The 21,155-nt window shown below is 69.7% G+C and carries 22 protein-coding genes; 14 read left to right on the plus strand and 8 right to left on the minus strand.

Annotated features, from left to right (window positions below; translation table 11 throughout):
* Positions 1-30: 30 nt before the first annotated feature.
* Genes ndk through aguB form a run of 4 tightly spaced genes read left to right on the plus strand, consistent with a single transcriptional unit; the run spans position 31 to position 2,888 of the window.
* Positions 31-453, plus strand: a complete 423-nt coding sequence (gene ndk / locus GT358_RS04875) for a nucleoside-diphosphate kinase (protein ID WP_166581454.1) — start codon at positions 31-33, stop codon at positions 451-453.
* 19 nt (positions 454-472) lie between these two features.
* The gene (locus tag GT358_RS04880) at positions 473-952 is read left to right on the plus strand and encodes a hypothetical protein (protein ID WP_166581455.1); all 480 of its coding nucleotides are present in this window, start codon (positions 473-475) and stop codon (positions 950-952) included.
* 54 nt (positions 953-1,006) lie between these two features.
* Positions 1,007-2,038, plus strand: a complete 1,032-nt coding sequence (locus GT358_RS04885) for a histone deacetylase family protein (protein ID WP_166581456.1) — start codon at positions 1,007-1,009, stop codon at positions 2,036-2,038.
* A complete protein-coding gene (gene aguB / locus GT358_RS04890) occupies positions 2,031-2,888 on the plus strand; it encodes an N-carbamoylputrescine amidase (protein WP_166581457.1) in 858 nt (285 codons plus the stop codon). Before GT358_RS04885 ends, aguB begins: the two co-directional genes overlap by 8 nt.
* A gap of 136 nt (positions 2,889-3,024) precedes the next feature.
* Here the strand turns inward: aguB and GT358_RS04895 are convergent, their stop codons facing one another.
* Positions 3,025-3,246 carry a hypothetical protein gene (locus GT358_RS04895; RefSeq protein ID WP_166581458.1) on the minus strand — a complete coding sequence of 74 codons (222 nt, stop codon included), beginning with the start codon at positions 3,244-3,246 and terminating at the stop codon, positions 3,025-3,027.
* Positions 3,247-3,329: 83 nt separating this feature from the next.
* Between GT358_RS04895 and GT358_RS04900 the strand changes: the two genes are divergently transcribed.
* Together GT358_RS04900 and GT358_RS04905 are read left to right on the plus strand one after the other, a co-directional pair.
* Complete coding sequence (locus GT358_RS04900) at positions 3,330-3,860, plus strand: hypothetical protein (RefSeq protein WP_166581459.1); 531 nt, start codon at positions 3,330-3,332, stop codon at positions 3,858-3,860.
* A 90-nt stretch (positions 3,861-3,950) separates the two neighbouring features.
* The gene (locus GT358_RS04905) at positions 3,951-4,091 is read left to right on the plus strand and encodes a hypothetical protein (RefSeq protein WP_166581460.1); all 141 of its coding nucleotides are present in this window, start codon (positions 3,951-3,953) and stop codon (positions 4,089-4,091) included.
* Between the two features lie 193 nt (positions 4,092-4,284).
* On the opposite strand, the gene GT358_RS04910 is transcribed toward GT358_RS04905, so the two are convergent.
* The 6 genes from GT358_RS04910 to GT358_RS04935 all read right to left on the minus strand — a co-directional run bounded on the left by GT358_RS04910 (position 4,285) and on the right by GT358_RS04935 (position 10,710).
* Entirely contained in the window at positions 4,285-5,187 is a 903-nt protein-coding gene (locus tag GT358_RS04910; protein WP_166581461.1) for an IS1595 family transposase, read from the minus strand.
* A 170-nt stretch (positions 5,188-5,357) separates the two neighbouring features.
* A complete protein-coding gene (locus tag GT358_RS04915) occupies positions 5,358-6,383 on the minus strand; it encodes an extracellular solute-binding protein (RefSeq protein WP_166581462.1) in 1,026 nt (341 codons plus the stop codon).
* Between the two features lie 26 nt (positions 6,384-6,409).
* Positions 6,410-7,249, minus strand: coding sequence for an ABC transporter permease (locus GT358_RS04920; protein WP_208103354.1), 840 nt, complete (start codon positions 7,247-7,249; stop codon positions 6,410-6,412).
* Between the two features lie 22 nt (positions 7,250-7,271).
* Positions 7,272-8,192, minus strand: coding sequence for an ABC transporter permease (locus tag GT358_RS04925; protein ID WP_166581464.1), 921 nt, complete (start codon positions 8,190-8,192; stop codon positions 7,272-7,274).
* A complete protein-coding gene (locus GT358_RS04930) occupies positions 8,189-9,256 on the minus strand; it encodes an ABC transporter ATP-binding protein (protein ID WP_166581465.1) in 1,068 nt (355 codons plus the stop codon). Before GT358_RS04930 ends, GT358_RS04925 begins: the two co-directional genes overlap by 4 nt.
* Positions 9,253-10,710: an amidase gene (locus GT358_RS04935; protein ID WP_166581466.1), complete on the minus strand. Its 1,458-nt coding sequence runs from the start codon at positions 10,708-10,710 to the stop codon at positions 9,253-9,255. The genes GT358_RS04930 and GT358_RS04935 overlap by 4 nt, the downstream gene beginning before the upstream one ends.
* Before the next feature lie 116 nt (positions 10,711-10,826).
* Here GT358_RS04935 and GT358_RS04940 point away from each other — a divergent pair, with 116 nt between their 5' ends.
* From GT358_RS04940 to rfbD, 3 genes are read left to right on the plus strand one after another with little or no spacing between them, the layout of a single operon-like run.
* Positions 10,827-12,041 (plus strand): MFS transporter, encoded by a 1,215-nt coding sequence (locus tag GT358_RS04940; protein ID WP_166581467.1) that lies wholly within the window; start codon positions 10,827-10,829, stop codon positions 12,039-12,041.
* Between the two features lie 13 nt (positions 12,042-12,054).
* Positions 12,055-13,095 carry a dTDP-glucose 4,6-dehydratase gene (gene rfbB, locus GT358_RS04945; protein WP_166581468.1) on the plus strand — a complete coding sequence of 347 codons (1,041 nt, stop codon included), beginning with the start codon at positions 12,055-12,057 and terminating at the stop codon, positions 13,093-13,095.
* Positions 13,092-13,967, plus strand: a complete 876-nt coding sequence (rfbD, locus tag GT358_RS04950) for a dTDP-4-dehydrorhamnose reductase (RefSeq protein WP_166581469.1) — start codon at positions 13,092-13,094, stop codon at positions 13,965-13,967. Before rfbB ends, rfbD begins: the two co-directional genes overlap by 4 nt.
* A 15-nt stretch (positions 13,968-13,982) precedes the next feature.
* Here rfbD and GT358_RS04955 read toward each other — a convergent pair whose 3' ends face one another.
* Positions 13,983-15,575: an alpha-amylase family glycosyl hydrolase gene (locus GT358_RS04955; RefSeq protein WP_166581470.1), complete on the minus strand. Its 1,593-nt coding sequence runs from the start codon at positions 15,573-15,575 to the stop codon at positions 13,983-13,985.
* An 85-nt stretch (positions 15,576-15,660) separates the two neighbouring features.
* Between GT358_RS04955 and GT358_RS04960 the strand changes: the two genes are divergently transcribed.
* The 5 genes from GT358_RS04960 to GT358_RS04980 all read left to right on the plus strand — a co-directional run bounded on the left by GT358_RS04960 (position 15,661) and on the right by GT358_RS04980 (position 21,109).
* A complete protein-coding gene (locus GT358_RS04960) occupies positions 15,661-16,698 on the plus strand; it encodes a LacI family DNA-binding transcriptional regulator (RefSeq protein WP_166581471.1) in 1,038 nt (345 codons plus the stop codon).
* 149 nt (positions 16,699-16,847) lie between these two features.
* Positions 16,848-18,140, plus strand: a complete 1,293-nt coding sequence (locus GT358_RS04965; protein ID WP_208103326.1) for an ABC transporter substrate-binding protein — start codon at positions 16,848-16,850, stop codon at positions 18,138-18,140.
* 123 nt (positions 18,141-18,263) lie between these two features.
* Positions 18,264-19,244 carry a carbohydrate ABC transporter permease gene (locus GT358_RS04970; RefSeq protein WP_166581473.1) on the plus strand — a complete coding sequence of 327 codons (981 nt, stop codon included), beginning with the start codon at positions 18,264-18,266 and terminating at the stop codon, positions 19,242-19,244.
* Positions 19,241-20,080: a carbohydrate ABC transporter permease gene (locus tag GT358_RS04975; RefSeq protein ID WP_166581474.1), complete on the plus strand. Its 840-nt coding sequence runs from the start codon at positions 19,241-19,243 to the stop codon at positions 20,078-20,080. The genes GT358_RS04970 and GT358_RS04975 overlap by 4 nt, the downstream gene beginning before the upstream one ends.
* 3 nt (positions 20,081-20,083) lie before the next feature.
* Positions 20,084-21,109 (plus strand): ABC transporter ATP-binding protein, encoded by a 1,026-nt coding sequence (locus GT358_RS04980; RefSeq protein ID WP_166581475.1) that lies wholly within the window; start codon positions 20,084-20,086, stop codon positions 21,107-21,109.
* The last annotated feature ends 46 nt before the right edge of the window (positions 21,110-21,155 follow it).

Consider the following 21,155-nt stretch of genomic DNA (forward strand, 5'->3'; position numbering starts at 1 on the left):
CACGGGGCCTCGGCCGCAGGGGACGCAAGCATGGCCACGGAACGCACGCTTTCCATCATCAAGCCCGACGCGACGCGCCGCAATCTGACCGGCCGGATCAACGCCAAGTTCGAGGAGGCCGGTCTGCGCATCATCGCGCAGAAGCGCATCCGCCTCACGCAGGCGCAGGCCGAGCAGTTCTATGCCGTCCACAAGGACCGGCCCTTCTTCGGCGAACTGACGGCCTTCATGGCCTCGGGCCCCGTGGTGGTGCAGGTGCTCGAGGGCGAGAACGCGGTGCTGAAGAACCGCGAGGTGATGGGGGCGACCAATCCCAAGGATGCCGCCCCCGGCACGATCCGCGCCGAATTCGCGGAGTCGGTGGGTGAGAACAGCGTCCACGGCTCGGACGCGCCCGAAACGGCCCGGGAGGAGATCGCCTTCTTCTTCGCCGGGATCGAACTGGTCGGCTGACAGCCCCGCGGGGCAGATCGTGGACGAGGCCGATCCCGAGGAGGAGGAGCCGGTCCCGCCGCCCCTCCACGCCTTTCCGCTGCATCTGCGGGAGGGGCGGCTCGGCTTCCTGCGGGCACTCGCCGACTACCATGGTGAGGCGGGGTTGTTTGCGGCCGTCGCCCATGTCTGGGCGTCCTTGGCCCCGCCCGAGGAGGTACGGTGCGCCGTCATGGCGCAGCGCGCGGGCTGCTCCGGCCGCGGCAAGGTGGCACTGCGCCGGGTGCTGAGACGCTTCCTCTGCGAGACGTTCGACTGTTTCGAGCGTCCGGCGCTCTGGCGGGACGTCGAGGGGATGGAGGCCATGCATGCCGCCTTTCTGGCCCACGCGGAAGCGATCGCCGCGGACATGGACGCGGTCGCGGCACGCTACGAGACGATCCTCGACGGGCGCGATCCGGCCGCTCCGCCTCCGACCGGGATCGTGGTGATCGGTCCCTGGCGCGGCAGCGGCGCCTGAGGTCTTTCGCGTCCGCACCGGACAGGGCAGGCTGGACACGACGAGGGAGGTTCCATGCAGACGTTCTTCAGCGAGGATCACCGTTACCACTTCCCGCAGGCGGAGCTGTCGGGGGGACAGTTCGTGACGCCCTACGAGCGCCCCTCGCGGGTCGAGTTCGTCCTGTCGCGCCTGAAGGAGCGCGGGCTGGGCGACATCGTGGCGCCGCCCGGGGCGGACCTGAAGCCGGCGCGGCGCATTCTCGACGAGGGGTTCCTGCGGTTCCTCGAGACCGCCTGGGACGAGTGGAAGGCGGCCGGCATGAAGGGCGAGGTGATTGCCGCGGGCATGCCCACGCGCCGGCAGCGCCACGACCGCATCCCCCGAAACATCGACGGCAAGGTGGAATACTACTGCCATGCCAGCGAGACAGCGATCACGCAGGGGACGTGGCGCGCGGCGCTGTCCTCGCTCGCCTCGGCGCAGGCGGCGCAGCGGGCGGTGGCGGGCGGCGCGCGGGCGGCCTTCGGCCTCTGCCGTCCGCCGGGGCACCATGCCACCTCGGACCAGTACGGGGGCTACTGCTTTCTCAACAACGCGGCCGTGGCGGCCGAGATGTTCCGGCTGGACGGGGCCGCGCGGGTGGCGGTGCTCGACATCGACTTTCACCACGGCAACGGGACGCAGGACATCTTCTGGCGCCGCGGCGACGTGCTCTTTGCCTCGATCCACGGGGACCCGCTCGACTCGTATCCCTATTTCGCGGGCTTTGCCGACGAGACAGGGGAGGGCGAGGGCGAGGGGTGCACCCTCAACGTGCCGCTGCCGCCGGGGACGGGGTACGGGCCGTGGTCGGCGGCGCTCGACGACCTGATCGCGCGCATCCGCGACTTCGGAGCCGAGGCGCTGGTCGTCTCGCTGGGCGTGGACGCCTACAAGGACGATCCGATCAGCTTCTTCCGGCTCGACTCGCCCGATTTCACGGATGCGGGGCGGCGGATCGGGCGGATGGGGCTGCCGACCGTGTTCCTGATGGAGGGCGGCTATGCGATCGAGCAGGTCGGCGTGAACACGGTCAACGTGCTGGAGGGTTTCCTGGATGCCTGATCTCACGGTGGCGGCGATCCAGTTCGCCGCTGCGGCGGACCCGGCCGGGAACCTGGACACCGCCGAGCGGCTGGTGCGGAAGGCGGCTGGGGCGGGCGCGCGGCTGATCCTGCTGCAGGAACTGTTCGAGAGCCGCTACTTCTGCATCACCGAGGACCCCGCGCATCTGGCGACCGCCCGACCCTTCGAGGGCAACCCGCTGATCGCGCGGTTTGCCGCGCTGGCCGGCGAGCTGGGCGTGGTGCTTCCCATTCCCTTCTTCGAGGAAGCCGGGCAGGCGCGCTTCAACTCGGTCGCGGTGGCGGATGCGGACGGGCGCGTGCTGGGCACCTATCGCAAGGCGCATATCCCGCAGGGGCCCGGCTACGAGGAGAAGTTCTTCTTCTCGCCCGGCGACACGGGCTTCCGGGTCTGGGACACGGCCGCGGGGCGGATCGGCGTCGGCATCTGCTGGGACCAGTGGTTCCCCGAATCGGCGCGCGTCATGGCGCTGATGGGGGCGGAGATCCTGCTCTATCCGTCGGCGATCGGGAGCGAGCCCGAGGCGCCGGATTGGGACAGCCAGCCCCATTGGGAGACGGTGATGCGCGGCCATGCAGGCGCGAACCTGATGCCGCTGGTCGCCTCGAACCGGGTGGGGACCGAGATCCAGGGGGGGCGGACGGTGACGTTCTACGGGTCCTCCTTCGTGGCGGACGCGACGGGCCGAATCGTCGCAAAGGGCGGCCGCGAGAGCGAGGAGATCGTCCTCGCCACGCTGGACATGGATGCGGCGGCCGAGCTGCGGCGGTCGTGGGGTCTGTTCCGCGACCGGCGGCCGGACCTGTATGGCCGGATCGGGGCGTTCTGAGCGGGCGATTCTCCCTGTGCGGGTGGCGATGGTCCTGACACTCGCACAGAATCATTGAGAAAGGGTTAGGCGACATTATACTTGCCGTACCGCCGTCCATAGGTAGGTCAAGCCCCTTGTGCGGCCGAGCGGCGGCTCACTTGTCCTGGGGCTTCTTTGGCTCCAGCGCCGGGGTTAGCTTCGTCCGCAGGTTCAGCTTGCCCATCGCGCGATCAAGCGAATCAGACGATTCGTCGGCGCCCACCGCACGCGCTGCGGCCTCAAAGCGCCTACGTTGCGCTTCTGCGGCATCAATATCCTTCTTAATCATTGTGAAACCTCGATATTTTCCCTTATCGACTTGATGCGAATATTGCATCGCAGCGGTCCTTGACGGTAACCGACCGCTCCGCCTAGGATTTCTTTGGGGCGGCAATGGCGCAGCCCCGAGCAAGAGGCCCCGTGGCGGAACTGGCAGACGCAGCGGTCTTTAAAACCGAAACCTTCGCAGGGTGTGCGGGTTCGAACCCCGCCGGGGTCACCAGCGACCAAGGAGAGGAAATGGCGAGAGAGACCAAGAACATGAAGGCCCTTCAAAGCCGTCTCGACATTGTCCGCAGGGAGATCGACCGTATCGGCCGAGAAATGGAAAAGGCCCGGGCGCAGGAGGCTCTTCTTCTGGACATGATGCGGGAAGAAAGCGGAAAGCCACCGGCGGAGGCCAGCAAGGTGCGGGCGCGTCGGTTCAACATCAAGACAACCGTCCTGGAGTTGCTCGAGCGGACTGGCGACTCGGGTCTGAACGCCGCTATCGCTGTGGACATGGCGGCGACGGAGGGCAAGGCCATCGAACGCGGATCGGTTTCGAGCGTACTCAGCCGGCTCAAGAATGATGGCGTCGTCCAGTACGACGGCAACGTGTACCGCCTCATCCAGCGCCGTTCCGATGATGGCGCTGTTGTCCATCTTCGAACCTCGGGGGTGCTGCAATGACGTAGACCCTCAGCAGGCCCCGCACCCTCAGGTGATGCCCTGGAAAAGCTTCCTGAGAGTGCGGGTACATGACCATCAAGGAGAACCCTAATGGTCACCAAGCACGACGACGCCAAGGTCGTCATCTACCGGCCCTGGATCACGACCAAGGATGGTCGCAAGATTTGGGCCAAGTGGTTCGGCAAGAAGGCGTTCAGGATCGAAGTCGATCCTTACACCGAAACCACCTGACCCACCGGGCCAGCAGGAGGGGGCGGGGAACCGCCCCCTTTCGTTATTGGGCTTTGGCAGACGCGACGGCGAACCGTCACCTTCGCAGGGGTTTGACCGCCAACTCCCACGGTTCAAGATAATCGAGCCTGAGCTGCGTACCAGCTTCGGTTGAAGCGGGCGATTCCGCTGCGGGCAATGCAGCGGTTGCGCACTATTGCGCGTAGGTCAGCCGCTTCCCGATCACGCCTAGCAACGCGCGCGCCGTCCGCTCACCGTCCACGACACCATTCGCCACGCGGTTGTTGTACCGGAAGTCGAACTCCGCAAGGTAGCGGTGCAGGTGCTTCTTGGCGCAGTGCTGGTAGGTGCCCTTCATGCCGCGCTTGAAGATGGAGAAGTAGCCCTCGACCGTGTTGGTGTGGTCGGTGCCGCGCGCATACTCGCCCACGCCATGCTCTACGATGCCGTGCGCTGCGAACTCGCGGCCGACGCGGAGGTAATGGCGAGCTTCGTCGGTCATCAGATGCGCCTCGCGGGCGATGTTCTCGCGCAGGATCGGCACCAGCGTGGCGGGCTTGAGGTCGTCCACCACCACGGAACGGGCCTGCTTCGTCTCGCGGTCCACGAGGCTCAGCACCTTCATCTTGTGATGATAGGCGCGCTTCACCTCGCGGCCCGGCTCGCGGCCGATGAACGTCTCATCTACCTCGACGGCGCCGCCGTTGCCGCCGAAGGGCGCCAGATCGCCGGAGCGCATGGCCTCGCGGATGCGATGGGACATGAACCATGCGGTCTTGAGCGTGACGCCCAGCGTCCGGTGAAGCTGATTGCTGCTGATGCCCTTCTTGGAGGAGCACATCAGGTAGATGGCCTGAACCCAGAGCGTCATCGGGACGTGACTGGCCTCGAAGATCGTGCCCACCTTGACCGTGAACGGCTTGCGGCAGGCACGGCACTTATAGGTGCCGGGGCGGGTGGACTTGCCCTTGAGCTTCGTCGCCTCGTCCACCGTGCCGCACTTGGGGCAGACCGGGCCCTGCGGCCAGAGCAGCCCTTCGACATAAGCCAGCGCGGCTTCTTCGTCGTGAAACTCGGGACGGGACAGGACGGACATGGCGGCGACCTCAGTTCGTACTTGACATCTAGCCCTTGCGGTTTGGTACGTCAAGTATAATATTGCCAAGGGTTAACGCTGCGCGGATCGCACCGGCGAAAAGGCCGCCGGACGGTGCATCCAGCGGCCGGGGGCGCCAGAGGGGCGCCGGACGGCGCCCCATGCGCCCGTCAGCGCAGAAGCTGGGTCCAGATCTGCGAATAGAGGTCCGTGACCTCGGCCGGGCAGGTCGGCAGGAACACCCCATTGGGGAGATGTTCGGCCGGGACGACGATCTCGGGCGCGTCGCGCATCACCTCGTCCATGAACTCCTCGGACCCCTCGATCCCGTTGGCGTAGCGGGCATAGTTGGAGATGAGGGCGGCATTCTCGGGCTCCATGATGAAGTTGAGGAACTCGTAGGCCTCGTCCACGTTGCGCGCGTCCGACAGCAGCGCCACGGAATCCATCCAGACCACATAGCCCTCGACCGGGTAGCCGTAGCGCACGGGCGGGTTGTTGAGGCGGGCGCGCATGGCCGGGCCGTTCCAGGTCAGCGCGGCCATGATGTCGTTGGCCGACAGCTTGGCCTCGGAATCGTAGTCCATCGAGAGCCAGTGCGGCTTGGCCGCCAGAAGCATGTCGCGCACCTGGCGGAGGATCTCGCGGTCGCCGGTGCAGGGCTCTCCGCCGACATTCAGGATCGCGAGCGAGATGACGTCCGTCATCTCGGGGACCACGTTGATGCGGCCGCGCAGCTCCTCGGGCGGGTCGAACACGATGTCGGAGGTGTTGATGTCGCCGTCATAGACGGACGTGTTCACGGCGATCCCGGTCGTGCCCCATTGCCAGGGGATCGTGTGGGCCCGGCCAGGGTCCCAGGCCACGTCCACCCATTCGTCGGCGATGTTGCCGAGATTGGGCAGGCGAGAATGGTCGAGCGGCTGGATCAGGCCGAGCTCGACCCAGATGGGGACGTAGTTGGCGGACGGCACCACGAGGTCGAAGCCGTGCCCGCCCGCGCGCACCTTGGCGAGTGCCGTGTCGTTGCTGTCGTAGTCGGTGATGGTGACGTCGATGCCCGTCTCGGCCTCGAACTTGGCGATGAGCTCGGGCGAGGTGTAGTCGCCCCAATTGTAGAGCTGGAGTTGCCGGGACTGGGCCGCGGCGCCCGTGGCGAGTGCGAGAAGCGCGGCGGTGGCGAGAAGGCGTGGCATGGCGGGTTCTCCCTGTTGGTGGGCCGTCAGCGATGCGTGGGCGGCCGGCGGCGGGTGACGAGAAAGAAGGCTGTGAGGGGCACGAGCGTGAGCGCGAGGATGGCCGTGGAGATGGCGTTGACCTCGGGCGTGAGGGTGCGGCGGAACTGGCCCAGCATCCAGGTGGGCAGCGTGTCCTGGCCCGCGGACTTGACGAATTCGGTGATGATGACGTCGTCGAGCGAGATGACGAAGGCGAGCATCATCCCGGCCGCGATGCCGGGCGCGAGAAGGGGCAGGGTGACGCGCCGGAACGCCTGCCACGGCGAGGCGTAGAGGTCGGCGGCGGCCGTCTCGAGCGTGCGGTCCATCGTCTCGAGCCGGGCGCGGATGGGCAGATAGGCGAAGGGGATGCAGAAGGCCGTATGGGCGAGCATCAGGTAGCCCAGCCCCTGATAGCCCGTCCAGGCGCGCACCTGGCCGAACACGATCAGCAGCGCGACGCCCGTGACGATCTCGGGCACCATGAGGGGCAGGTTGATCGTCCCCCAGATCGCCATGCGACCCCGGAAGCGGCCCTGACGGGTGGTGCCGATGGCGGCCAGCGTGGCGAGCGCCGTGGAGGCGAGCGCGGCCACGGTGGCGATGACGAGCGAGCGGACCGCCGCGTCCTGAACGGCGCGGTTGTTCCAGGCGGCCTCGTACCAGCGCAGCGAGAAGCCGCCCCAGTTCACGATCGAGTTGGAGGCGTTGAAGGAATAGACGATCAGCGCCGCGATGGGGAGGTAAAGGAGCAGGAACACCGCGACCGCGACCGCGGTGAAGCCCGGAAGGCCCGTGGCCGAGAAGGGCCGCACGCGGCGCCCCGGCCGGGCGGCGGCCGCCATGGCGGGGCGGGAGAGGGCGGCCTCACTCATCGCGGGCCCTCGCCGGCTGGGTGACGCGGAGATAGAGAAGGAGCGCCCCCATCACGACCACGAGCAGCGTGACGGCGAGCGCGGCCCCCAGCGGCCAGTTGCGGCCCTGGCCGAACTGCAGCTCGATGAAGTTGCCGATCATCATGTTGGTGCCCCCCCCCAGCACGCGCGGCGTGACATAGGCGCCGAGCGAGGGGATGAAGACGAGGATGCAGCCCGCGACGATCCCCGGCCGGATCAGCGGCAGCACCACGCGGCGCAGGACGCGCCAGCGCGAGGCGTAGAGGTCGTAGCCCGCCTCGAGCAGGCGCATGTCGAAGCGGTCGATGGCGGCATAGAGCGGCAGGACCATGAGCGGCAGGTACACATAGGCCATGCCGATCAGGGTGGCCCAGTCGGTGAACAGGATCTGGATGGGCCGCTCGATCAGGCCGAGGCGGAGCAGGAGCGAGTTCAGGATGCCCTCGTTGCGGATCACCTCCATGACCGCGAAGGTGCGGATGAGCAGGTTGGTCCAGAACGGGATGGTGATGAGGAAGAGCCAGAGCGCGCGCGTGCGCTCGGGGCGGGTGGCGATGAACCAGGCGGTGGGCAGGCCGAGGACGAAGGTGATCGCCGTGGTGGCGAGCGAGAGCCAGACGGAGCGCCACAGGATCGCCAGATGCGCGGTGTTGAGGGAGATCGTGTCGTCGAAGATGTCGCGCTGGAACAGCACGCGGAACCAGCCTTCGCCGCTGAGGGGGAGCTGGACCCCGCCATATTCGCCCCGTGTGAGGACCGAATAGGCGAACACGATCAGCAGGGGCCCCGCCGCGCCTACCAGCAGGACGAGAAGGGCCGGTGCCGACAGAAGCCATCCCGTGCGGGCGCGCCGTGCCGCCCGCGCCTGCTCGGCCAGGCCGGCGGCGCTCATTCGGCGAGCACCTGCACCGCGCCGCGGACCGGCGCGAGCCCGACCTCCGTGCCCGGCGCCGGCACGGATTCGCCGCCGGGGACGGAGGGGATGCGGGCGACCATCTCGGTCCCGTCGGCCAGACGCAGGCGCAGCCGGCTGTCCGTGCCGAGATAGGTCGCCCCCGTCACCGTCGCGCGCAGCGCCCCGTCCTCCCATGGAGGGGCGAGGCGGAGCTGCTCGGGCCGGACGGCCAGCGTCACGGGACCGGAACAGGCGGCAGGAAGGGCGAGCGTCTCGCCCGTGGGCAGGCGCGCCACGGCTCCCTCGGCCATGCCAGAGAGCACGTTGGTCTCGCCGATGAAGTCCGCGACGAAGCGCGTGGCGGGACGGTCGTAGATGTCGCGCGGCGAGCCGACCTGGAGGAGCCGGCCGCCGGACATGACCCCGATCCGGTCGGACATGGCCAGCGCCTCCTCCTGGTCGTGGGTCACGAAGACGAAGGTGATCCCCGTCTCGTGCTGGAGTCGCTTGAGTTCGGCCTGCATCTCCTTGCGCAGCTTGAGGTCGAGGGCGGAGAGCGGCTCGTCGAGCAGGAGGACCTCGGGGGCCGGGGCGAGCGCGCGGGCGAGCGCCACGCGCTGCTGCTGGCCGCCCGAGAGCGCGTCGGGGCGGCGGTCGGCCATGGCGTCGAGCTGGACGAGGGCAAGCATCCGGTCGGTGGTATCGCGGATCTCGGCCCGCGGGCGGCCCAGCATCTCGAGGCCGAAGGAGACATTCTCGCGCACCGTCAGGTGGGGAAAGAGGGCGTAGCTCTGGAACACGGTGTTCACGCGCCGCCGGTTGGGCGGCTCGGCCGTGATGTCGCGGCCGCCCAGCAGGATGGCGCCGTCCGTGGGCGTCTCGAAGCCCGCGATGCAGCGCAGGAGCGTGGTCTTGCCGCAGCCGGACGGGCCCAGGAGGGTGAAGAACTCGCCCGCCGCCACGGCGACGGACACCTCGTCCAGGGCTCGCACCGCGGCGTTGCCCTGGCCGAACAGCTTGACGACGGATCGCGCCTCGACGGCCGGAACGGGGCTGCTCATGGCGCCGATGCTGCCCCGGAGCAGGCCCCGCTGTCCAGCGGGGGCGGGCGCCGTGTCCACCACGGTCGCGCGAGTTCCATCTCGCGGCAGAGGGCGAGAAGGGTCTCGTCCTCGCCGAAGGGGGCGGCGAGCTGGACGCCGATCGGCAGGCCCTCGGCCGACCAGAAGAGCGGCACCGAGGCGGCGGGCTGGCCCGAGGCGTTGAAGGCGGTGCAGAAGGGCGAATAGGGCCAGACCCCTTCCGGCCCCAGCCGGTAGGCGACGTAATCCTCCGTGTCGTGGGCAAAGCGGCCGATCCGCGCGGGCGGTTCGGCCATCACGGGCGACAGCAGGATGTCGATGCCCGAAAAGGCGGCGGCCATGCGGCGTCCGTAGGCGTGGATCGTGCCGAGGGCGGCGAGGTAATCCTCGGCCGAGAGGGTGGCGGCATGGGCCAGCGCGCCGCGCGTGACCCCCTCGACCCAGTCCGCGGGGTCGCGCCCGCGCAGTTCTCGCCGCACCGACAGCGCCGTTCCGGCCGCCACGATGTCCACCCAGGCGCGGATCATGGCGGCGTGGTCGGCGTCCGGGCGGAAGGGCTCCACCCGGTGGCCCAGATCCTCCAGCAGGCGCGCGGCGTCGCGGGCCGCCTCGGCGCAGTCGGGATGGACCGGGCCGCCCTCGAAGGTGGTCTCGCACAGGCCCACGCGCAGGCGGGGGGGTGGGCGGGAGATCGCGTCCATGTGGCTGCGGCGGAGCGGCGGCGCGTGATAGGGGGCGCCGAGATCCGCCCCGTGGCAGGCGTCGAGCAGCGCGGCCGTGTCGCGCACCGAGCGCGTGAGAAAGCCGTCCGTGGCCATGCCGCCCCAGCCCTCGCCCGCATAGGGGCCGTCGGGCAGGCGCGCGCGCGTGGGCTTGAGCCCGAACAGCCCGCAATTGGAGGCGGGAATGCGCACGGAGCCGCCCCCGTCCGAGCCGTGCGCCGCCGGCACGATCCCGGCCGCGACCGCCGCGCCCGCGCCCCCCGACGAGCCGCCGGGCGTGCGCGAGAGGTCCCAGGGGTTGCGGGTGGGGCCGCCATAGACCGCCGCCTCGGTCGCGGGGCCGATGCCGCCCTCGGGCGCGGTGGTGCGGCCGAAGATCACGAGCCCCGCCGCGCGCAGCCGGGCGACGATGGACGAATCCTCCGGGTCGGACTGGTCGGCGAAGAGGCGCGAGCCGGAATGGGAGGGAAATCCCACCGCCTCGGCGCCGAGATCCTTGAGCAGGAAGGGCACGCCGCGGAAGGGCCCCCGCGGCAGTCCCGAGCGGATGGCGCGGCGGGCCTCCTCCTCCTGGATCAGGACCACGGCGTTGATATGGGAGTTGAGCCTGCGGGTGCGCGCGAGCGCCTCGTCCAGAAGCTCGTCGGGGCTCGCCTCGCCGGAGGCGACAAGGGCGGCGAGGCCCAGCGCGTCGTGGTCGTCGTAGGTCATCGGTGGTCTCCCTGCGGCGCGGAGGCTAGGCGGGCGCGGCGGCGGAGGGAAGGGGGCCGCTTGCGCCCGGCCGTGCGGGGGCGTAGCGGGGGCGGGAGAGCGGAAGGACCGGCGGGATGACGGCGACGGCGCAGGGCGGCCCCGTGGCGGGGCCGGGGACGGCTACGGCCTGGACGGTGCTGGGCGGCGTGTCGCTGTGCCATTTCATCAACGACACGATGCAGTCGATCCTGTCGGCGGTCTATCCGATCCTGCAGGCCGAGTTCGCGCTGGCCTACTGGCAGATCGGGCTTCTGACCTTCGCCTTCATGGCGACGGCCTCGGTCCTGCAGCCGGTCGTGGGGGCGGTGACGGACCGCCGGCCGATGCCGATGCTGCTGCCCCTGGGAATGGCGTCCACGCTGGTGGGGGTGGGGCTGCTCGCCGGGGCGCCGGTCTACGGACTGCTGCTGGTGGGGGCGGTCGCTGTCGGGCTCGGCTCGGCGGTGTTCCACCCCGAGGCGGGGCGGGTGGCGCGCGCGGCCTCGGGCGGGCGGTTCGGGACGGCGCAGAGCGTCTTTCAGGTGGGGGGCAATGCGGGGCACGCGGCGGGGCCGCTGATGGCGGCCTTTGTGGTGGCGCCCTGGGGGCGGGGCAGCGCGGGGTGGTTCACCCTGCTGGCGGCGCTGGGAATCTGGGTGCTGTGGCGCGTGGCGCGCTGGCATCAGGCGCAAAGGCGGGCCGAGGCCGCCCGCCCGCGCCCCGCAAGGCCCGGGCCCACCCTGTCGCGGGGCCGCGTCGCGGGCGCGCTGGTCGTGCTGGCGGTGCTGGTCTTCACCAAAAACGCCTACACGGCGGCGATGGGCAGCTTCTGGACCTTCTACACGATCGAGCGTTTCGGGCTGTCGGCGCAGGGCTCGCAGATCATGCTGTTCCTGTTCATGGGGGGCATGGCGCTGGGCGTGCTGGGGGGCGGCGTGGTGGGCGACCGGATCGGGCCTTTGACGGTGATCTGGGTGTCGATCCTGGGCGTGCTGCCCTTCTCGCTGCTCCTGCCGCATGCGGGGCTCGTCGGCTCGGCCGTGCTCAGCGTGGTGATCGGGGTGGTGATCGCCTCGGCCTTTCCGGCGATCGTGGTGTTCGCGCAGGAGCTGGTGCCGGGCCGGGTAGGATTTATCAACGGCGTGTTCTTCGGCCTGGCCTTCGGCATGGGGGGCATCGCCGCGGCGGTGCTGGGGCTGGTCGCGGACGCGCGCGGGCTCGAATGGGTGTTCGGCTGGGTGGCGTGGCTGCCGGCGCTGGGCCTCTTGACGATCCTGCTGCCGCGGGGTGTCGTGGGCGCGCGGGGCTGACGGGGACGGCGGGATGCGGCTGCTGGTGACGGGCGGGGCCGGCTTCATCGGCTCGGCCGTGGTGCGGCGCGCGGTGCGGGCGGGGCACCGGGTCGTCAACCTGGACGCGCTGACCTATGCCGCCAACCCCGAGAACGTGGCCGAGGTGGCGGACAGCCCGCTCTATGCCTTCGAGCAGGCCGACATCCGCGACCGCGACGCGCTGGAGCGGGTGTTCCGCGAGCACCGGCCCGAGGGAGTGATGCACCTCGCGGCCGAGAGCCATGTGGACCGGTCGATCGACGGGCCCCGCGCCTTTGTCGAGACCAACGTCGTGGGGACCTTCAACCTGCTCGAGGCGGCGCGGGCGCACTGGCTGCGCGAGGGGCAGCCCGGGGGGTTCCGGTTCCTCCATGTCTCGACCGACGAGGTGTTCGGCTCGCTGGGGCCGGAGGGGCGGTTCGACGAGGGGACGCGCTACGACCCGCGCAGCCCCTATTCGGCGTCCAAGGCGGGGTCCGACCACCTGGTGCGCGCCTGGGGCGAGACCTTCGGGCTGCCGGTGCTGGTCACCAACTGCTCGAACAATTACGGACCGTTCCACTTTCCCGAGAAGCTGGTGCCGGTGACGATCCTGGCCGCGCTCCACGGGCGGGAGATCCCGGTCTACGGGCGGGGCGAGAACGTCCGCGACTGGCTGTTCGTGGAGGACCATGCCGCGGCGCTGCTTCTTGTCATGGAACGGGGGGTTGCGGGGCGGACCTACTGCATCGGCGGAGAAGCGGAGGCGCGCAACATCGACCTCGTGCGGCTGATCTGCCGGGTCATGGACGAGGAGCGGCCCGAGGGCGCCCCGCACGGGCGGCTGATCGCCTTCGTCGCGGATCGCCCGGGGCACGACCTGCGCTATGCCATCGATCCGTCACGCATCCGGGCGGAGCTGGGCTGGCGTCCCACAGTCACGCTGGAGGAGGGCATGCGCCGCACCGTCCGCTGGTTCCTGGACAACGAGAGATGGTGGCGGCCCCTGCTGGCGCGCGACGGCGTCGGCCGACGGCTGGGGACTGGGCAATGAGGCTTCTGCTGTTCGGCGCCACGGGGCAGGTGGGCCGCGCGGTGCGGCGTCTGGCCCCGGCCGGCACGGAGGTGGTCGCGCCCGGCCGGGACATCGCCGACCTGTCGGACCCCGACAGCTGCGCGCGCGCGGTGCGCGACCTCGGGGCGGAGGCGATCATCAACGCGGCCGCCTGGACGGCCGTGGACCGGGCCGAGGCCGAGGAGGTGGCGGCGCGGGTGGTCAACGCCGAAGCGCCCGGCGCGATCGCCCGGGAGGCCGCGCGAAGGGGCCTGCCCGTCGTCCATATCTCGACCGATTACGTCTTTCCGGGCACGGGCGAGGTCCCCTGGCAGCCCGGCGACCGGCCGGACCCGCCCAACGCTTATGGCCGCACCAAGCTGGCGGGCGAGCAGGCGGTGGCGGAGGCCGGCGGGCCGTGGGTGGTCCTGCGCACCTCGTGGGTGTTCGGAGCGGAAGGGGCGAACTTCGTGCGCACCATGCTGCGCCTCGGCCGCGAGAGGCAGCGTGTCCGCGTGGTGGCGGACCAGATCGGCGGGCCGACCCCGGCCGATGCCGTGGCGCGGACCTGCCTCGCCCTCGCCCTGGCCCTGCGCGACGGCGCCGCAAGCGGAATCCACCACCTGTCCGGTGCGCCCGACACCTCCTGGGCGGGGTTTGCCGAAGCGGTCTTTGCCGAGGCGGGTCTGCCGGTCGCGGTCGAGCCCATCGCGACGGCCGAGTTCCCGACCCCGGCGCGACGACCGCTCAACTCGCGCCTCGACTGCCGCTCGCTCCGGCGGGATTTCGGGATCGAACGGCCCGACTGGCGGGCCGCTCTGCCGGCTGTCGTGACCGAGATCCTGTCGTCCTTCCGGGAAGTTGGAGGCTGATCCTCCCTTCGCGTCTCAGGTCCGGGCGATCAGGGCGCCGTTCGGCCCGAGATGCAACCGCCCGTCCAGCCATTCCGCATCCTGCGCCATCAGGATCTCGCCTCCGCCGGCCAGCGCATGAACCTGCTCCTCGGGGCCGAGGTTGAAGGCACACAGGAGGTTCTCGCCCCGCCGGAAGGCGAGAACGGGTTCGGGCAGGTCGAGAAACGCTGTCCGGCCGGCGCGCAAGGCGACCTCCTCGTGCCTGAGCGCGATCATCCGGCGGTAGGTCTCGAGGACGGAGCCGGGACCCATGGAGGAATCAGCGGCGAGGTCGGCGGCGCGGGCGCGCTGGGGCTCCTTGATCGGCAGCCACGGCGTGCCCTCGGTGAAGCCGCCCTGGGGGTGGGCGGCCTCCCAGACCATCGGGGTGCGGCAGCCGTCGCGGCCCTTGTCCTCGGGCCAGAAGGCGATGCCCTGCGGGTCGGTCAGTTCCTCGAAGGCGAGGTCGGTCTGGGGCATGCCCAGCTCCTCGCCCTGGAACAGGAACACCGAGCCCTCGAAGGACAGGAGCAGCATGGCGCAGAGGCGGGCGAAGCGGTCGTGGTCGGCCGCGTGCGCCGCCCAGCGCGTGACGTGGCGCGGCACGTCGTGGTTGGAAAAGGCCCAGGCGGGCCAGCCCTCGGGGGCGAGGCGGTGGAAATGCTCGATGCAGCGGCGGAAATGGGCGGCCCCCCAGCGGTCGTCGAGCATCTCGAAGGAATAGGCCATGTGGAGGCGGTTGGCCGAGGTGTATTCGCCCATGATCTCGATCGGGTGGTGCGATTCGCCGACCTCGCCCACGGTGGTGCGCGCGCCGAACTCGTCCATCAGGCTGCGCACGCGCTCGAGGAAGGCGAGGTTCTCGGGGCGGTTCTTCGAGAACAGGTGGTATTGCATGTCGTAGGGCTTGAAGGCCGGACGGGGCATGGAGCGCGGATCGGCCGCGTCATTCCGCAGCAGCGGGTCGTGGAAGTAGAAGTTGACCGTGTCGAAGCGGAACCCGTCCACCCCGCGCTCGAGCCAGAAGCGCAGCACGGAGAGCGCCCAGTCCTGCACCTCGGGGTTGTGGAAGTTGAGGTCCGGCTGGGCGGCGAGGAAGTTGTGGAAATAGTACTGGCGCCGGCGCGCGTCCCAGGTCCAGGCGGGCCCGCCGAAGATCGCCTGCCAGTTGTTGGGAGGCGTGCCGTCATGGTGCGGATCGGCCCAGACATACCAGTCGGCCCGGGGGTTGTCGCGCGAGGACCGGCTTTCACGGAAGAACGGATGCTCGTCCGAGGTGTGCGACAGGACCTGGTCGATCATCACCCGGAGGCCGAGGCGATGCGCCTCTGCCACCAGCGCGTCGAAATCGGCCATGGTGCCGAAGAGCGGGTCGATGGCGCAGTGGTCCGACACGTCATAGCCCATGTCCTTCATGGGCGAGCGGAACACGGGGGAGAGCCACACGGCGTCCGCGCCGAGATCGGCGACATGGCCGAGGCGGCGGGTGATGCCGGGCAGGTCGCCCACGCCGTCGCCGTCCGAATCCTGGAACGAGCGGGGGTAGATCTGGTAGATCACCGCACCGCGCCACCATTCGCGATCCATCGCGTTTCCCTGTTTCCAAAGCGCTTCGGTTCCCTCATGCTGGAATCCGGCGGCGGCTTTGGCAAGGCCCCGCGGGGAGGAGACCATGACGACGCTCAGGGATCTGAGCCGCCATCTGGGCCTGTCGGTCACGCAGGTCAGCCGGGCGCTGAACGGCCATGCGGACGTCGCGGCCGAGACGCGCGACCGGGTGGCGGCCGCGGCGGCGGCGCTCGGCTATCAGCCCAACCTGTCGGCGCGGCGCCTGGCCACGGGCCGCTCGGGCATGCTGGGCCTGGTCCTGCCCGACCGGCCCCGGGCCGAGGAGGACAGCCTGTTCGTCCAGATCGTCGGCACGTTGTCCCAGCACCTGTCGCGCGTCGGGCGGCTGTTCGTGCTGCACATCGCCGATCCGGGCGAGGACGTGGTGGACGTGTACCGGCGGCTGATCGGGGCGGGCGCGCTGGACGGGTTCCTTCTCCTGGAGCCCACCTTGCGGGACCGGCGCGTGGCCTTCCTGCGGGAGGCGCGGGTGCCCTTCGTGATCCACGGACGGATCGAGGAGCCGCACGACTATCCCTTCTACGACATCGACAATCGCGGCGTGGCCGAGCGGCTGACGCGGCTTCTGGTCTCGGCCGGGCATCGGCAGATCGCCTTTCTCAACGGGCCCAAGGGGATGACCTATGCCGAATCGCGGCGGCAGGGGTGGAAGGCCGCCCTTGCAGCGGCCGGTCTGCCGGCCGATCCCGCCCTTCACCGGTTCGGACCGATGACGGAGGGGGAGGGGTTGCTGGCCGCGGTGGCGCTGTGGGGTCCCGGAGGACCGCGGCCGACCGCCCTGGTCTGCGGCAACACGCGGCTGGCCGCGGGCGCGATGCGGGCGCTGCGGGCGATGGGACTCGGGGTGCCGCGCGATGTCTCGGTCGTGGCCCATGACGACGCGCTGCCGGGCCTTCGCGCGGAGGCTTTCGACCCGCCGCTGACGGCCACGCGGTCCCCGCTGGCGGACGGGTGGCCGCATCTGGCGCGGCTTCTCGCCGCAGCGCCGGAGCGGCAGGAGGCGATCGGGCCCGATCTTCAGGTCGTGGGCTCCGTCCGGCTGGATCTGCGCGGCTCCGTGGCGCCGCCGCGACGTCGCTGAGAGCCCTGCGGCCGCGCCGGGGAGATGCAACCCCGTTGACGCCCCCGCCCCGGCGCCCGTATCATTCCAAAGCGTTTCGGACGAACCCGCTGCGGACCTCCGGAACTCGGAATCTGGTGCGGGCGCGGCCCGCTCATGGGAGGATGACAATGCTGCACATCACCAAGGCGGCCGCCCTGCGGTCGTCGGCCCTTGCCGCCGCGGTGGCGGTCGTCGGTTCGGCTGCCGCGGCCCAGGGCGTGACGATCACCTATGTCTCGGGTGCCGTGGGCGCGGCGGTGGAGAACTTCGACCGCCTCGTGGCGCCGTGGGAGGAGCGGACGGGCAACGATGTCGTCCTCGTGCCGATGCCCGCCTCGACCACGGACCAGTTCGGGCAGTACCGCCTGTGGCTGGCGGCGCAGAACGGCGACATCGACCTCTACCAGACGGACGTGATCTGGGCGCCGCAGCTGGCCGAGCACTTCGTGGACCTCACGGAGGCCGCGGCCGGGATCGTGGACCAGCACTTCCCCTCCATCGTCGAATCGCAGACGGTCAACGGCCGTCTGGTTGCCCTGCCCATCTTCACCGACGCGCCGGCGCTCTACTACCGCACCGACCTGCTCGAGAAGCACGGAGCCGAGGTGCCGACGACCTGGGCCGAGCTGACCGAGACCGCCCAGCGCATCCAGGATGCCGAGCGCGCCGAAGGCAACAGCGAGATCTGGGGCTTTGTCTGGCAGGGCAATGCCTACGAGGGGCTGACCTGCAACGCGCTCGAGTGGATCAAGTCCTTCGGCGGCGGCCAGATCGTCGAGCCGGACGGCACCATCTCGGTCAACAACCCGCAGGCCGTCGAGGCGCTGGAGCTGGCGGCGAGCTGGGTCGGCACGATCAGCCCCGAGGGCGTGCTGGCCTATCAGGAGGAGGAGGCCCGCGGCGTCTGGCAGACCGGCAACGCCGTGTTCATGCGCAACTGGCCCTATGCCTACCTGCTGGGCAACGGCGAGGACAGCGCCGTGCGCGGGCTGTTCGACGTGGCGCCGCTGCCGGTCGGCGAGGGCGAGGGCGCGACCTCGGCGGCGACGCTGGGCGGCTGGAACGTCGCCGTGTCGCGCTACGGGCGCAACCAGGAGGTCGCGCTGGACCTCGCGCTCTATCTCGCCTCGGAGGAGGCGCAGAAGCAGCGCGCGATCAACGAGGGCAACCTCCCCACCATCATGTCGCTCTATGAAGACCCCGAGGTGCTGGAGGCGAATCCCTATTTCGAGCGGTGGCAGGAGGTGTTCCTGAACGCCGTGCCGCGTCCCTCGGCGCCCACGCAGAACGCCTACAACCAGGTCTCCTCGCTGTTCTGGTCGGCCGTCCACGACGTGCTGTCCGGCAACCAGTCGGCAGCGGACGCGCTGGAGGTGCTCGAGGCCGATCTCGAGGACCTCAAGGGCGACGGCTGGCAGTAAGGTCGGCATCACGCGGCCGGGCGGCAGGCGCCGCCCGGCCCGGCTTCGGAGGGCCGCCGCCCCCGCACGGGCCATCAAGCGACCGGCGCCGGCGACCTTTCCCCTGAGGGAGGAGGACCGCCCATGACAACGACCGCCACGGGGGCGGCTGCCTACGCGCCGGATCGCGGCGAGACCGGCCTGCAGGAACAGAGAGCGCGCGCCGCGTTCTGGTTCCTGGCCCCGATGCTGCTGATGCTGTTCTTCGTGGCGGCCTGGCCGCTTCTGCGGTCGATCTGGTTCTCGTTCACGGACACCACGCTCAACAACCTCTACGGAGGGGAATGGGCGGGCTTCCAGAACTACCTGACCTGGCGCGAGCTGCCCTCGGGGCGCATCCGCTGGGGGGGCACGCTGGCCGACCCCGCGTGGTGGAACGCCGTCTACAACACCGTGCGCTTCGCCGTCATCTCGGTCGGGCTCGAGACGCTGTTCGGCCTGCTGATCGCGCTGATGCTGAATGCCGAGTTCAAGGGACGCGGTATCGTGCGCGCGGCCATCCTGATCCCCTGGGCCATCCCCACCATCGTCTCGGCCCGGATGTGGGGCTGGATGCTCAACGACCAGTTCGGCATCATCAACCACATGCTGCTGAGCGTCGGCCTGATCGACAGCCCGATCGCCTGGACCGCGCGGGCCGACACGGCGATGATCGCGGTGATCGTGGTGGACGTCTGGAAGACCACGCCCTTCATGGCGCTGCTGATCCTGGCCGGCCTCCAGATGATCCCGCGCGACATGTACGAGAGCGCGCGCATCGACGGCATCCATCCCGTCCGGGTGTTCTTCCGGGTCACGCTGCCGCTGCTCAAGCCCGCGATCATGGTCGCCGTGATCTTCCGCCTGCTCGACGCGCTCAGGATCTTCGACCTGATCTACGTCCTGACGCCGAATTCGAGCGCGACCAAGACCATGTCCATCGTCGCGCGCGAGAACATGATCGACTTCAACCGCTTCGCCTATGGCTCGGCCCAGTCCACGCTTCTGTTCGCGATCATCTTCCTGTTCGTGACGCTGTATATCTGGCTCGGCCGGGTGGACCTGACAGGGGAGGGCCGGCGATGACCGCGCGCGCGATCTTCTGGAACACGATGTTCTACATCGCGGTGGCGATTGTGGTCGTCGTCGCCGTGTTCCCCTTCTATTATGCGGTCCTGACCAGCTTCAAGACGGGCACCGCGATCTTCCGCGTCACCTATCTGCCCGATTTCGGCAATCTCAACTGGGGCAACTACCAGTCGGTCCTGTCGGGCCGGAACTTCCCACGGTCGGTGGCCAACTCGGTCTTCATCGCCACGGTCACGGTGATCGCGGCGCTGCTTCTGGCGGTCACCGCCTCCTATGCGCTGTCGCGGGTGCGGTTCCGGGGGCGGGGGCTCCTGCTGATGACGATCCTGGCCGTGTCCATGTTCCCGCAGATCGCGGTGCTGGCGGGCCTGTTCGAGCTGATCAACTTCCTCGGCCTCTACAACACGCCCTGGGCGCTGATCCTGAGCTACACGATCTTCACCCTGCCGTTCACGGTCTGGGTGCTGACCACCTTCATGCGCGACCTGCCCGTGGAGATCGAGGAGGCCGCAATCGTGGACGGCGCCAGCCCCTGGGTGATCATCACCAAGGTGTTCATGCCCCTTCTGTGGCCGGCGCTGGTGACGACGGGCCTTCTGGCCTTCATCGGCGCCTGGAACGAGTTCCTGTTCGCGCTCACCTTCACCATCACCGAGACGCAGCGGACCGTTCCCGTCGCCATCGCGCTTCTCTCCGGGGCCTCCCAGCAGGAGATCCCGTGGGGGCCGATCATGGCGGCTTCCGTGATCGTGACGGTGCCTCTGATCGTCCTCGTCCTCGTCTTCCAGCGCAAGATCGTGGCGGGCCTGACCGCCGGCGGCGTCAAGGGGTAAGCCATGGCCAACATCCAGCTTCGCAACGTCACCAAGTCCTATGGCGCGGCCCATGTCATCAAGGGGGTGGACCTCGACATCCGCCGGGGCGAGTTCATGGTCTTCGTCGGCCCCTCGGGCTGCGGCAAGAGCACCCTCTTGCGCCTGATCTCGGGGCTGGAGACGATCACCTCGGGGGACCTGCTGTTCGACGGCCAGCGGGTCAACAACGTGCTGCCGTCCAAGCGCGGCATCGCGATGGTGTTCCAGTCCTACGCGCTCTACCCGCACATGACCGTGTACGACAACATGGCCTTTGGCATGAAGCTGGCGGGCTCGAGCCGGGCCGAGCAGGATGCCCGCGTCCGCAAGGCGGCCCGGATGCTCCAGATCGAGCATCTGCTGGACCGGCTGCCCAAGCAGCTTTCGGGCGGGCAGCGCCAGCGCGTGGCGATCGGCCGCGCCATCACGCGCGACCCGCGCGTGTTCCTGTTCGACGAGCCCCTGTCGAACCTGGACGCCGCGCTACGGGTGGCCACACGGCTCGAGATCGCCAAGCTCCACCACGAGATGAGCGATGTGACGATGATCTACGTCACCCACGACCAGGTGGAGGCGATGACGCTGGCCGACCGGATCTGCGTGCTGCGCGACGGACGCGTGGAGCAGGTGGGCACGCCGACCGAACTCTACGAGAGGCCGGGCAACATCTTCGTGGCAGGCTTCATCGGCAGCCCGAAGATGAACTTCCTCCGGGGGCGGTTTGCGGCCGAGCATGCCTGCCACACGCTGGGCGTGCGATCCGAGCATATCGACGTGGTGGCCGAAGGCGAGGGGCCCTGGACGGGGCGCGTCGTCCATACGGAGGATCTGGGCTCGGACAATTACCTGTTCGTGGACCTGGGCGCCGAGGAGCCCGTGATCGTCCGCCAGCCGGGCAAGGTGGCGATCCACGAAGGCGCGGTCGTGACGCTGCGACCCAAGGCCGGGATGCTGCACCGGTTCGACGAGGACGGCCTGCCCGTGCAGAGGCCGCTCGCGGCGGAGTGACGCGGGGGCACCGACCTTCTCACCCTTGCGCGCGCAGGGGACCCGC

Source organism: Rubellimicrobium sp. CFH 75288 (genome assembly GCF_009904055.1).
GTDB lineage: Bacteria > Pseudomonadota > Alphaproteobacteria > Rhodobacterales > Rhodobacteraceae > Rubellimicrobium.